This is a genomic window from Dulcicalothrix desertica PCC 7102, from assembly GCF_003991905.1.
In the GTDB taxonomy this organism is placed as follows: domain Bacteria; phylum Cyanobacteriota; class Cyanobacteriia; order Cyanobacteriales; family Nostocaceae; genus Dulcicalothrix; species Dulcicalothrix desertica.
On sequence record NZ_RSCL01000005.1, the window covers coordinates 79,801 to 92,055 of the forward strand.

The following is a 12,255-nucleotide window of genomic DNA, read 5'->3' on the forward strand; positions in this document are numbered from 1 at the left end:
TGAAGAACTATGAAATATTTTTATGATTAAAGTACGAACTATCCAGAAACCGGGTTTCTTTGTAAAGGTCTACATAAAAACCAAAATCTCGGAACAGAAACCCGGTTTCTTTGGTTTCAAATAATGATTTAGTTACACATACCCACTTACGAATTAATTTATTTAACCTATAATCACCGCAATTCTGTATTCGTCTTTTACCCTTATTAACCCAAAAACCATCTTTCACAATGATTCCTGTCCAAAAGTTTAAAAAACTAACAGTGTGTGCCTTACTTGGCTTATTGACAACCTGGATTGTCAGTTGTAGTACAGGCAACACCTCCAATACCACAAGCCAAACCTCAGAAAGCGGCGCCAAAATCGAGTTTTGGACCATGTCGTTGAAACCAAAGTTTAACGACTACTTTCAAAACTTGATTACAAGTTTTGAATCGCAAAATCAAGGTATAAAGGTTAACTGGGTAGATATACCTTGGGATGGGATGGAGAACAAAATCTTAACAGCTGTTTCCGCAAAAACGCCACCTGATGTGGTGAACCTAAATCCTGGCTTCGCATCGCAATTAGCTGGACGAAACGCTTGGTTAGACTTAGACGCGAAAATTCCTGCTGATGTTCGTTCCTCCTATCTGCCCAACATATGGAAAGCGAGTACGTTAAACGGCAAGAGTTTCGGTATACCCTGGTACCTCACGACTCGGTTAACCATTTATAACACTGATTTATTAAAACAGGCAGAGATAGCAAAAGTGCCCAGTACATATACTGAACTCGCACAAGTTGCTAAACAAATTAAAGACAAAACAGGTAAGTATGCCTTTTTTGTAACATTTGTCCCACAAGATTCAGGGGAAGTACTTGAGTCTTTCGTACAAATGGGAGTAAATTTGCTGGATGCATCGAACAAAGCAGCATTTAACACAGAGCAAGGTAAAGCAGCATTTCGGTACTGGGTAGACTTGTATAAAAACGGCTTACTTCCCAAAGAAGCACTTACGAAAGGACACCGGCACGGCATAAACTTGTACCAGTCAGGAGAAACAGCAATGTTAACTTCTGGCCCAGAGTTTCTTAAAACAATTGCCCAAAATGCGCCTAAAATAGCTCAAGCAAGTTCCATAGCACCTCAGCTTACAGGTGAAACAGGCAAGAAAAACGTCGCAGTCATGAACGTCGTTATCCCCCGCGACACCAAAAAACCTGACGCAGCAGTAAAATTTGCCCTATATCTAACCAACGACCAAAACCAATTAGCTTTTGCCAAAGCTGCCAACGTCTTACCCTCAACCGTAAAAGCATTAGCTGACAGCTACTTTAAAGAATTACCAGCAAATGCTGAAACCTACGACAAAGCGCGTACTGTAAGTGCCACCCAACTACAACAAGCAGAAGTACTAACACCAACATTAAAGAACTTCAACGTTCTACAAAAAGCAATCTACGATAACCTCCAAGCAGCAATGCTAGATGAAAAAACCGTAGACCAAGCAATCGCAGACGCCGAAAAAGAATGGAATAGTCAGCAAAGTTAAAACCCAGAAACCGGGTTTCTTTCACACTAAGCAAAACAATCTTCAACCAAACAAAAAGAAACCCGGTTTCTCAAACTCAACGCAAAAACTCGAATAACCGATTTCAAAGGACGGGGCAAGAGAAAGCCCATCCCACAAAATTTTATAACCTACAACATTAAATAAATTACTTCCACCGCACCAACATAATCACAGTAATCAAACTCATCACCAACATCATCACCGCTCCGGCGCCATAAGTAGCACTCAAACCAACTTTCAAACTCAAAGGTTGACTAATTAAAGGAGAACAAAATTGTCCCAGAAAAAAGCTAGTAGTCAACCCACCTAAAACTCGTCCGCGCGCCATCTGAGGAGTTATAGAAGTGAGGCAAAAAGTCATATTCGGTGTCAACAGCCCAAGCCCCAAACCCGTAATTGCCAACCCACCCATCACAACCGGAAAACTTTTTGCCAAACTAATAAACCCATATCCAACAGCAATATTTAGAAAAGCAATTGCATAAATACTTAAAAAACTAAAACGCGATTTTATACGTTGATAAAGTAACGAAGTTACCGCCGAAAAAAACGTGGCAAAAGCAATTGCCAATCCACTCTGCGACGCATTTGCATTCACCAAATCTTTAAGATAAAACGGCAACTGCACTGGTATCATATAAAACACTATTTGCGATAAAAGTGCAGCAATATAAGTAGTAGCAATTACAGCTATCGGTAACTCCGTATTAGTTTCTTCACTTGAAATATCACCAGAACTATTTTTTATCGGTTCAGGCAATAAAAAAACAACACAGGGGATTAAAATTAAAGCGACCAAATAAATTAAAAATGGCAGGCGCCAATTAACATCAGCCAAAAAGCCGCCAAACGTCAGAAATACAACTCCTCCTAATGCCATAAACGCAGCTTGTAAACCCAGAAACTGTCCCCGTGCGGCGCCTACATAATAATCAGCAATTAAAGCAGTAGCAGTTACCATCACACCTGCCACACTCATCCCTAGCAAAGCGCGTCCAACTAAAATAAACCCTAAAGAATCTAACCACAAACCAGAACTTCCGGCTATACCATATACTGCTAAAGCAAGTGTCAGTAATGGCTTGCGTCCAAATTTGTCAATTAATACACCAACAATAGGGGCGCCAATAGCAATAAATAAAGCAGGCGCCGTTAACACCAACCTAACAAGAAAATCAGCATTATTAACCGAAGCAAAAAATTGCCGCATCGCAGGTAATGACGGGGCAATAGTAGCGCCTGCCATAACCGTAAGCGTACTAACAAATAGTAAAGTCAAACGAACAGGTAGTGCATTTACTGGTTTATTCATTGTGTTTATTTCGACGTTTATATTATTTTGTAATTAAGCTTTGAAATTAATGTTTATTTTTTTTAGTCAACCAGTAATTAAATCGATGTCATTATGAACGTAGTGAAGAATCTTAGTTAAATTTAAGTTTGTAATACCAATTTAAGATGAAGCTGCAAATAATTAAATCCCCCCTGCCCCCCTTAATAAGGGGGGTAAGAGGAATAAAGCGTATCTTAATATAGAAATGGTATAAGATGCTACCCTTTGGCAAAACTCCGTTTACGTTCCTCAGCATGACATAATTATAATGCTCCGTCTTGTTCCCCCCTTATTAAGGGGGGTTAGGGGATTTTCTTCACTCTCTCATTCCTAAAAAATGACCAATTAAATACAGCGAACCGCACAGAACTACTAAATATGAAGGCGCCTTATCTATAGAATTATCAAAGTCAAAATAATTTAGTGGTAATGCAAAACTAGCATCCAGCGCTAATTTTAAATCTGGATAAGTTTGGCAAAAATTTAACTCTGGGCAAATAGTTAAAGCTAGTTCAGCCAATTCATTGGGTTTTGCTGAACTATGGTCAGGTACTGGCACTATATATAATCGGTCATTCGGTCGTAATAATGCTTTAAATACTTCGTCGTGTTCTTTGGTCGAAAGCATTCCCATAACCCAACTCACTGATTTGAGATTTAGAGAATCTATGTAATTACGTAATACTACAGCAGCAGCTGGATTATGGGCGCCATCAAGCAGCAATTTATAGTTTGTATTATTGTATTGCCACTGAGTCCACTGCATTCGACCGGGCCATTTTGTTTTTGCCATCCCTCGAATAATGGTGCCTTCTGTAATTTGCCAGCCTTGTTGTTGTAAAATTTCTAATACAGCTAATGCCAAGGCAGAATTAAATAGCTGAATTTGCCCTGCTAATGGCAAAGGATATTTAATTGGTTTTGACTCAAAGATTGATGAATATTGTGCCCATCCTTCATCTAGCTGCAAAGCGGGTTGCGGTATATAAGTGGGACAATCTAATTTTTGAGCGCGCGTCAGTACTACTTCTTTGGCATCAAGCGGTAACTGCCCTACTACTACAGGACAACCAGCTTTGATAATTCCTGCTTTTTCGCGCGCGATGTCAGCAACAGTTGGGCCAAGCTGCTGCCAATGTTCTCTACTTATAGATGTAATGATAGATACCAGTGGTTGAGGACTAACATTAGTCGCATCTAGGCGCCCTCCTAACCCAACTTCAATAATGGCAATATCAACGTTTTGCTGGGCAAAATATAACCAAGCGGCTGCGGTAATTACTTCAAACTGTGTGGGTGATTCTTCATTCGGGTCAATTTTGGCTTGTACTTGAAGTATCACACTAGATAAATCTGGCTTTGATATTGGTTCTTGGTTTAGGGTAATACGCTCTGTCCAATCAACAAGATGAGGAGAAGTATAGCGTCCTGTTCGATAACCTGCTTCTGTGAGAACCGAAGACAGGTAAGCGCATACTGAACCTTTACCGTTTGTTCCCGCTACGTGAATAACCGGAACTTGCAGGTGAGGGTTTCCTAAGTTCTCTAAAAGCTTATGTATCCTTTGGAGTCCTAGATGTACCCCAAAGCGTTGGAATGGTTTGATTATGGCGTCGATGTTCACAATTTATAATGAATGCCCACAGGCGAAGAACCTGGGGGCTTTGATTTTATGCTTCTCTGTTCAAAAAGGCTTGAACCTGTCTTAATGCAGCCGCTCCGATGTTGAATGCTGCCCAACCTGCTGCAACTGCGATAGGCGCCAACACTACTGCCACACGATAATCGATATCCATTATCAAGTCCCCTCTTTTAAGTTAAAGATTTAAGTTTTGTCAATTCTTCTCATTTTATTTTTAGCTAAAATGGTAAATTTTTCAAATTCTTCTTCGGTTTTATGTAAAGAATATTTACAATTTCCTAAAATCCCAGGTCATAACCTTTACCTGCGTGTACCAAAGCTAACTTTTTGTAACGTTCGGCGTGTTCGATTAATTCTGCTGCTTCTGAAGCAGAAACCTCACGCACGACTTTTCCGGGGACTCCCATAACGAGTGACTGCGGTGGTACATTTTTTGTTACAACAGCACCGGCGCCAATAATACTGCCCGCTCCTACCCTTACACCATCCAAAACAATGGCGCCAATGCCAATTAAACAGCCCCGCTCAATATAAGCTGAGTGAACTACCGCACGATGCCCAACGGTAACATAGTCTTCTAATATCGTTGGCTTTCCTGGGTCACCATGTAAAATGGCTCCGTCCTGAATGTTCGTACATTCGCCAATTTCAATTCGCTCGACATCTACCCGCACTACGGCAGAGTACCAAATGCTCGCACCCGCTTTCACTGTTACAGAACCAATAACCGAAGCAGTAGGAGCGACGAAAGAAGCTTGAGAAATGTCGCTTAAAGACCAGTAGGAAGATGTTGACACGATAGAATATAGGTAAATTAAGGAACGAAAGTGCTGATAGCCAAGTGGAAAGAATTAGTTATAAGTATTAGATTATAGTTTTTATTTGTAAATCTAAACTTAAAGCTAAAAACTAACGAACCAAAACCATGAAATGCTATATGTGTGTTACGTTCGCAATTTCTTCCACCCCAGTTCATTACTTTTATATTGGTGATTATGCTTATGTAGTAAGTTAAAAATATAACTAGTATTTTTCAATGCTGGTGATCAACTGGTGATAAAAAAATATGTTTAAATGCACTTCATGATGAACTCAGCTTTGCAGTACCCAATATTTGGTCCCGAAATTCAGTGTCCTCATTGCCGTCAAACTATTCCGGCACTGACACTTACTGATACCTATTTATGCCCTCGACATGGTGCATTTGAAGCCAACCCCAAAACCGGAGAACTCATCCATCTCCAGTCAGGACGACACTGGCGCCGATGGAACAACGAATGGTATCGCCAGCACACGCACCCAGATGGAATTCGTTTTGAAATTCATGAAGCCTTGGATAAACTTTATACACAAGGTTATCGGGCAACACGAGTTATTATTGCCCGACGTTATCAGGAATTAATGGGTGGGTATTTAGAGCGAAGTACTCCCTGGCGTTCTGGACAGTCAGAGGGAGCATCTGCGCGACTTTACGGTTTACCCGTAGAGTTTAGCCCCGACCCAGATACTGAACCTTGTTGGGAAGTTATTAATTTTGATTTAGAAAAAGAACCAGGAGTCCCTGTTAGGTATCCATATTTTCGGTTGTTTGAATAAATCGAACCCGCACCTCATGTACCGGGCGGGTTTACTATATCCTGATAATATCCAAAATCTCGGTTAACCCGCCCCTACCCGTTATGCATCACGCTTCAATTCGGACGGCAAATATTCATCGCGCTATTGCTTTCTACGAGCAGTTGGGCTTTTCTATTGCTGAACGTTTTACTACTGGTTACACATTGGCTTGTTGGATGGAAGGATTAGGTAGCAGAATTGAATTAATTCAAATCCCTGAACCAAATCCTGCTCCAGATGCATTTGCAGACGAACACTATGTAGGGTATTATCATCTCTCATTCGATTTAACTGAATTGGCGCCTGATTTGCCCAGTTGGTTGGCTTCGTTACAAGAACGCTTTGCTGTACCTTCTCAAAGTTATCCTGATGGACTATTACCATTTAAAGTCCTTTTAGAGCCAACACAGCAGCAAATAGGCAGCAGCATCTACGAAGTTACTTTTATTGCCGATGCAGACGGTTTGCCTTTGGAATTTATTCGTGTTCTTTCAAAAATAAATTCCCAGTAACTTTAACTAGATTAAAGTTATAAAAGCAACTTCGTTTACGTGTTTTCACTGCTATTGAGTTTGTTATTATAATTTTATTAGATAGGTGTTAATGCGCTAAATATCGCGATAAACTCGAATTTAACCGTATTTCCTTTGTTTCATCTGTATGGGAGAATAATCTTATCTGTAATGTTGCCGAGGCGACATAATCTGTCTTTAGGATTATACTATAGTCATAAAAAAATCTGTAGTTGAGTTTACAGATAATATCGTAAGATGCATGTTCGTGTTTTATAAATTATACCAATATCGTTTTCCACTGCTACTATTAAGTCTTTGGTTGATTGTGGTTGTGCTACTAAGCAATTATTCTGTTAGTGGCGAATCAAATGCTGCGTCTAATCAAATATCTAATCAAGTATATACACGTAAAGAGATAACATCTAACTTTAAAAGTTTAAATATAAGTAATCCACAAAAGCAATCAATGAATGAAGATGCACGTAAAATAGTATTAGAAAATGGTCTTACTGTAATAACGAAAGAAGTTCACACCGCTCCAGTTGTAACGGTGCAAGTTTGGTATAGAATTGGTTCTCGAAATGAAGAACAGGGTGTCAATGGTATTGCTCATCAACTTGAGCATATGATGTTTAAAGGTACTGCTCGGCGCCCAATTCAATTTGGAAGATTATTTAGTACGCTTGGTAGCGACTCCAACGCTTTTACAAGTTACGACCAAACAGCTTACTACAACACTGTTGAACGTACAAAGTTAAACGCTTTGCTCGAATTAGAAGCAGATAGAATGCACAACTCTCTCATTGATGCTCCTGCACTCGCAAGCGAAAAACGAGTCGTCATTTCTGAATTACAAGGTTATGAAAATAATCCCGAATATCGTCTTAGCCATGCTGTAATGCACGCTGCATTCCCTGACCATCCTTACGGACTATCGGTAGGGGGTAAAAAATCTGACGTTGAAAAATTTACAGTTGAGAAAGTTCAAGAGTACTATAATAAATTTTATAGACCAGATAATGCCGTTTTAGTTATTGTTGGTGATTTTCAAACCGAATCAACCATCGCTGACGTTAAAAGAATATTTAATAACAGTGCTGAGAAGAAAGTGCTGAGTGCTGAGTATAAAAATGGAATACGTAGAGACGCGATTAATCGTGTCTCTACAGGCCCTATTATTCTAAAAGAACCAGGCGCCGCATCAATATTGCAAAGTGTTTATCCTCTGCCAGATATAAAACATCCAGATGCACCTGCGTTAGATGTAATGGACTATATTTTGTCAGATGGTAGAAATTCTAGACTTTATCAAGCGTTGGTTGATTCAGGTATCGCAACTGATGTTGATGCTTCGGTTGCAAGTCTCAAAGACTTTGGTTGGTATGAGATTACTATATTAGCTACTCCCAAGCAAGATTTAAAAAAAATTGATTCGATAGTCACAAAAGTAATTAGTAAATTTACTGAAGAGGGTGTTGACGAGTCGGAGTTAAAACGCGCAAAAGCACAGTTTGAGTCTTCTGTAATTTTGGGTAATCGCGATATTACTAGTCAAGCGATGCAGTTGGGTAACGATGAGGTCGTCACAGGTAATCATCTATTTATGGATAATTACTTGGATGCTGTACGCAAGGTGACAGCACAGGATGTACAGCGTGTCGCTAAACATTATCTTAATATTGAGTCACGAACCTTTGGTTACTTTTTACCTACCCAGGCACCAGTAATTGCCAAGAATAGTAGTAGTAATAATAAAATTAATTCAAACCAAACTCACGAAAGTTTTACTTCGTCAAGTGGTGGTGTTTTAGATAAAGCTGATGTGTTGAAATATTTACCCCAGTTTGAGGCGCCGTCAGAGACTTTACAAAGTGTACCAGAACTAGTAATGTTTCCAAATGGGTTGCGAGTATTGATGTTGCCTGATAAAAGCACTCCAACGGTGACATTAAGTGGCTATATCAAAGCAGGCTCAGAATTTGACTGCGATAATAAAGCTGGACTTTCTGAGTTAGTTGCAGATAATTTACTTAGTGGCACTAAAACCAAAGACGTATTACAACTTGCCAAAGCTCTAGAAGAACGTGGAGCTTCTTTAGATTTTAACCCCTCGCGCGAAGGTGTACGAATTGAGGGTGATAGCTTGGCAGAAGATTTATCTGTACTGCTTCATACCTTAGCTGATGTAATTAAAAATCCGACTTTTCCAAACCGAGAACTCGAATTAAGTCGAAAACATGCTTTGAGTGCCTTAGAACAAGATTTAGATGACCCATCAGAAGTAGCGAGAAGAACATTTGTACAATCAATTTATCCAAAACCGCATCCGCTGCACAAATTTCCTACAAAGCAAAGTTTACGGCGAATTACTCGTAAAGATGTAATTGATTTTAAAGCCAAGTATTATCGTCCTGATGCGATGGTGTTAGCTTTAGTTGGAGATTTTAACCCAGCAGAAGTAAAATCACGCCTTAAAGGTGAGTTAGGTGATTGGTCAGTTGATGGCAAAGCAGAAACATTACTTTATCCAAGTGTATCAATGCCTGATAACGTTATTCGCGTCAATTCGGTGTTGCCAGGTAAAGCCCAAACAATTACTTATATGGGTAATACTGCGATAAATCGTAATGACTCACGTTATTATTCTGCGCTGGTTTTAAATCAAATTTTGGGTGGTGATACTTTATCGAGTCGCTTAGGCGCCGAATTACGTGACCGTCAAGGGTTAACTTACGGTATATTCAGTAATTTTCTAGCTGGTAAAAACTCTGGCACGTTTTTAATCGAAATGCAAACCAGCCCCCAGGACACAGCGAAAGCTATTGCTAGTACACGTCAATTACTTCAAGATATTCACAAGCTTGGTGTAACAGAACAGGAAGTTGAAACCGCAAAACGCACCGTAGTTAGTAACTATATTGTGTCTCTAGCAAATCCTGAAGAATTAGTACACCAAATTTTGATGAATCAAGTTTATGGGTTAGATGTAGAGGAATTACGTAATTTTACCGAAAAAATCAATCAGGTGGGTCTTTCTCAAGTTAACCAAGCTGCTCGCGAGTTACTGAACCCAGATAAAATTGTGGTTGTCACTGCTGGACCTGCTGTAGCAACGCAAGGTATACAGCCAAATTAAGTAGTCTTGCAAGCACACAAAACATTAGCACCCAAAATAAGTTAAGTTAAGTACAGATGATATTGTTGCTTAACTACAGAATTTTACTAAAAAAGTCTCTGTGGCAAAGAAAAGATAGTTATTGGTAATCATGAACATTTTAAGCAATCTGCTTTCTCAACCAGTTAGAACCGCTCCGAAACGCCAACGTCGAGGTATTGAAATTAAATCACCGCGTGAAATTGAGATTATGCGGCAATCTGCCAAAATTGTGGCGACTGTACTTAAAGAAATTTCTGAACTGGTCAAACCAGGAATGACGACAGCAGACTTGGATGCTCATGCAGAAAAGCGGATTCGCGAAATGGGTGCAACCCCCAGTTTCAAGGGTTATCATGGTTTCCCAGCTTCAATTTGTTCGAGTATAAACAATGAAGTTGTACATGGTATTCCTAGCGCTAAAAAAGTTATTCGTGCTGGAGACGTTTTAAAAGTTGACACAGGCGCCTATTACGAAGGCTATCATGGTGACTCATGTATAACGATTGCCGTTGAAGAAGTAACACCACAAGCAGCTAAGTTAATTCGCGTTGCTGAAGAAGCTTTATATAAAGGTATCGAGCAAGTACAAGCGGGGAAAAGTTTACTTGATTTAGCAGGCGCCATCGAAGACCATGTAAAAATGAATGGTTTTAGTGTAGTAGAAGACTTTACTGGACATGGAGTTGGACGCAATTTACACGAGGAACCAGCGGTATTTAACTATCGCACTCGCGAAATGCCCAACGTCAAACTGCGTGCGGGTATGACATTAGCAATAGAGCCAATTTTAAATGCCGGTTCTAAAATTACACGTACCTTGGCTGACCGTTGGACAGCAGTAACAGTAGATAATTCGCTCTCAGCACAATTTGAGCATACCGTATTAGTTACTGAAACCGGGTATGAAATTCTAACCGACCGCACCAATCTTTAAAAGCGCCTAACTTCAAATCTCTCAAAACCTTCTGGCGCCAAATAATCAACTTTGACAGTTTCGACAAGTGCTGCTGGTGGTCCTAAATGACACCAGCGAATCATTTGTTCTACAATCTCACGTTTACCTTCAAATACTGCTTCGACGCGCTTATCAGGTAAGTTACGTACCCAACCTTTTAACCCTAATTGTGTTGCTGTTTCAACTGTTGAGTAACGATAACCAACTCCTTGAACCCGCCCAGAGATATAAACATGAGCGCATATTATGTCTGTTGATGATGAAGAATTTGACATAGGCTGATTATGCTTACTTAATAATCAGTCTACTATCTTAATGTCTTGTGGAACAGGCATCCCTGCCTGTTTCAATGAGTAAGGGCGGGCAAGGATGCCCACCCCACAAGATGTATCTTGATTTGTGATTTGGAATTTCCCAAAATTAATCATCATCATCATCATCGTCATCATCATCACGGCGCCGTTTTGACCTACGCCCATACTCTTCATCATCGTCGTCATCGTCATCATCTTTTTCACGACGATAATCAGAATCACGATAATCACGGTCATCATCTCTATCACGATAGTTAGACGCACGGTCGTTATCGTAGTCTCTATCACGGTAGTAACGCTCGTCTTGATTATCTTCGCGCTCATCATCACGACGACGGTACGAACGTTCGTCTTTATAATCGTCACGTTCGCGGGTTTCACGTCCAACAGCTTTTCTAAAAAAATCGCCTAGTCCCATAATATTCCTGTCTTAATTAAATAAAATTGAAAAATTATTCAGATAAAGCACTATTAATGCAATGCTTCTAAATGTAGTTTGCATCCAAGCTGTCAATTACAACTCTCCCTTTGGATGTAAATATTTGTGTTTATAATTCTCTAATGAGTCTGAATTGTATGAATGAATTACCACCTCTGAATACCGAAACACTTTGGGCAATTCTAAATGAAACAGTTGATGAGGCTACTGTTAACCAGTTAGTTTGGTATTACTTAGGCTATAGATACAATGAGGTATCAAGTCGCTGGGAACCTACATATGCTGAAGAGTGGCGCCAAGATTTTCCAGAACCTCCAGATTTTTTTGATAGTCGTCCCGCAGCAATGAAGCTAACTCGTTCAATTCCTCAAGAGAATAAACAGTTACTTAAAGAAAAGCTGGGATTTAAAGGTTACAAAATTGGTGAATTTGGACCCAAACAAACACGCAGAGCTACTGCTGCTAATTGGTTACTAAGTTACATGGAACTTAATGGTATTCAATATTAATCTTGCTAGTTATGAATATTTAAACTTTTTTTACACACCTATACCTTGTTTATTTCTCTAGATAGAGGCAACCATAATTTAATTATTTCTACAGCGAGATAGGCAAATCCCTACTCGAAAGCTGAAAATACTATTAATAATTATGGGTAATTAAATAAACATTCCATTTGCCTATTATTGCTATTTTATTCCCGTTCTTTAACGCTTTAATAGCCAAG

Annotated in this window: 13 protein-coding genes; 6 read left to right on the top strand and 7 right to left on the bottom strand. The window is 39.6% G+C overall.

What is annotated here, in order from left to right; genetic code table 11:
* Nucleotides 1-7: 7 nt before the first annotated feature.
* Nucleotides 8-379, bottom strand: coding sequence for a hypothetical protein (locus tag DSM106972_RS53350; RefSeq protein WP_233786976.1), 372 nt, complete (start codon nucleotides 377-379; stop codon nucleotides 8-10).
* On the opposite strand from DSM106972_RS53350, the gene DSM106972_RS11725 reads away from it, so the two are divergent.
* Nucleotides 378-1,535: an ABC transporter substrate-binding protein gene (locus DSM106972_RS11725; RefSeq protein ID WP_233786975.1), complete on the top strand. Its 1,158-nt coding sequence runs from the start codon at nucleotides 378-380 to the stop codon at nucleotides 1,533-1,535. The two genes, DSM106972_RS53350 and DSM106972_RS11725, sit on opposite strands and share 2 nt — an antisense overlap.
* A gap of 166 nt (nucleotides 1,536-1,701) precedes the next feature.
* Here DSM106972_RS11725 and DSM106972_RS11730 read toward each other — a convergent pair whose 3' ends face one another.
* The 4 genes from DSM106972_RS11730 to DSM106972_RS11745 all read right to left on the bottom strand — a co-directional run bounded on the left by DSM106972_RS11730 (nucleotide 1,702) and on the right by DSM106972_RS11745 (nucleotide 5,328).
* Nucleotides 1,702-2,868: an MFS transporter gene (locus DSM106972_RS11730; RefSeq protein WP_127080882.1), complete on the bottom strand. Its 1,167-nt coding sequence runs from the start codon at nucleotides 2,866-2,868 to the stop codon at nucleotides 1,702-1,704.
* Nucleotides 2,869-3,205: 337 nt separating this feature from the next.
* A complete protein-coding gene (locus DSM106972_RS11735) occupies nucleotides 3,206-4,513 on the bottom strand; it encodes a bifunctional folylpolyglutamate synthase/dihydrofolate synthase (RefSeq protein WP_127080883.1) in 1,308 nt (435 codons plus the stop codon).
* 46 nt (nucleotides 4,514-4,559) lie between these two features.
* Nucleotides 4,560-4,685, bottom strand: a complete 126-nt coding sequence (locus tag DSM106972_RS11740) for a photosystem II protein Y (RefSeq protein ID WP_019490060.1) — start codon at nucleotides 4,683-4,685, stop codon at nucleotides 4,560-4,562.
* Nucleotides 4,686-4,809: 124 nt separating this feature from the next.
* A complete protein-coding gene (locus DSM106972_RS11745) occupies nucleotides 4,810-5,328 on the bottom strand; it encodes a gamma carbonic anhydrase family protein (RefSeq protein ID WP_127080884.1) in 519 nt (172 codons plus the stop codon).
* 289 nt (nucleotides 5,329-5,617) lie between these two features.
* Here DSM106972_RS11745 and DSM106972_RS11750 point away from each other — a divergent pair, with 289 nt between their 5' ends.
* From DSM106972_RS11750 to map, 4 genes are all read left to right on the top strand, one after another.
* A complete protein-coding gene (locus DSM106972_RS11750) occupies nucleotides 5,618-6,127 on the top strand; it encodes a TIGR02652 family protein (protein WP_019490062.1) in 510 nt (169 codons plus the stop codon).
* 83 nt (nucleotides 6,128-6,210) lie between these two features.
* The gene (locus tag DSM106972_RS11755) at nucleotides 6,211-6,660 is read left to right on the top strand and encodes a VOC family protein (protein WP_127080885.1); all 450 of its coding nucleotides are present in this window, start codon (nucleotides 6,211-6,213) and stop codon (nucleotides 6,658-6,660) included.
* A gap of 262 nt (nucleotides 6,661-6,922) precedes the next feature.
* Nucleotides 6,923-9,799, top strand: a complete 2,877-nt coding sequence (locus DSM106972_RS11760; RefSeq protein WP_127080886.1) for a M16 family metallopeptidase — start codon at nucleotides 6,923-6,925, stop codon at nucleotides 9,797-9,799.
* Nucleotides 9,800-9,929: 130 nt separating this feature from the next.
* Nucleotides 9,930-10,754, top strand: coding sequence for a type I methionyl aminopeptidase (map, locus tag DSM106972_RS11765; RefSeq protein ID WP_127080887.1), 825 nt, complete (start codon nucleotides 9,930-9,932; stop codon nucleotides 10,752-10,754).
* Here map and DSM106972_RS11770 read toward each other — a convergent pair.
* Together DSM106972_RS11770 and DSM106972_RS11780 are read right to left on the bottom strand one after the other, a co-directional pair.
* A complete protein-coding gene (locus tag DSM106972_RS11770) occupies nucleotides 10,751-11,050 on the bottom strand; it encodes an acylphosphatase (protein WP_127080888.1) in 300 nt (99 codons plus the stop codon). The genes map and DSM106972_RS11770 overlap by 4 nt on opposite strands.
* Nucleotides 11,051-11,195: 145 nt before the next feature.
* Nucleotides 11,196-11,507, bottom strand: coding sequence for a polyribonucleotide nucleotidyltransferase (locus DSM106972_RS11780; protein WP_127080890.1), 312 nt, complete (start codon nucleotides 11,505-11,507; stop codon nucleotides 11,196-11,198).
* Between the two features lie 158 nt (nucleotides 11,508-11,665).
* Here DSM106972_RS11780 and DSM106972_RS11785 point away from each other — a divergent pair, with 158 nt between their 5' ends.
* The gene (locus DSM106972_RS11785; protein ID WP_127080891.1) at nucleotides 11,666-12,037 is read left to right on the top strand and encodes a DUF1823 family protein; all 372 of its coding nucleotides are present in this window, start codon (nucleotides 11,666-11,668) and stop codon (nucleotides 12,035-12,037) included.
* Nucleotides 12,038-12,255: the final 218 nt, after the last annotated feature.

What these genes read in the sequence shown, in the direction of transcription:
- DSM106972_RS11725 (WP_233786975.1), top strand. Translation starts at nt 378, where the DNA reads ATGTCGTTGAAACCAAAGTTTAACGACTACTTTCAAAACTTGATTACA.
- DSM106972_RS53350 (WP_233786976.1), bottom strand. Translation starts at nt 379, where the DNA reads ATGGTCCAAAACTCGATTTTGGCGCCGCTTTCTGAGGTTTGGCTTGTG.
- DSM106972_RS11730 (WP_127080882.1), bottom strand. Translation starts at nt 2,868, where the DNA reads ATGAATAAACCAGTAAATGCACTACCTGTTCGTTTGACTTTACTATTT.
- DSM106972_RS11740 (WP_019490060.1), bottom strand. Translation starts at nt 4,685, where the DNA reads ATGGATATCGATTATCGTGTGGCAGTAGTGTTGGCGCCTATCGCAGTT.
- DSM106972_RS11750 (WP_019490062.1), top strand. Translation starts at nt 5,618, where the DNA reads ATGAACTCAGCTTTGCAGTACCCAATATTTGGTCCCGAAATTCAGTGT.
- DSM106972_RS11755 (WP_127080885.1), top strand. Translation starts at nt 6,211, where the DNA reads ATGCATCACGCTTCAATTCGGACGGCAAATATTCATCGCGCTATTGCT.
- DSM106972_RS11760 (WP_127080886.1), top strand. Translation starts at nt 6,923, where the DNA reads ATGTTCGTGTTTTATAAATTATACCAATATCGTTTTCCACTGCTACTA.
- map (WP_127080887.1), top strand. Translation starts at nt 9,930, where the DNA reads ATGAACATTTTAAGCAATCTGCTTTCTCAACCAGTTAGAACCGCTCCG.
- DSM106972_RS11770 (WP_127080888.1), bottom strand. Translation starts at nt 11,050, where the DNA reads ATGTCAAATTCTTCATCATCAACAGACATAATATGCGCTCATGTTTAT.
- DSM106972_RS11780 (WP_127080890.1), bottom strand. Translation starts at nt 11,507, where the DNA reads ATGGGACTAGGCGATTTTTTTAGAAAAGCTGTTGGACGTGAAACCCGC.
- DSM106972_RS11785 (WP_127080891.1), top strand. Translation starts at nt 11,666, where the DNA reads ATGAATGAATTACCACCTCTGAATACCGAAACACTTTGGGCAATTCTA.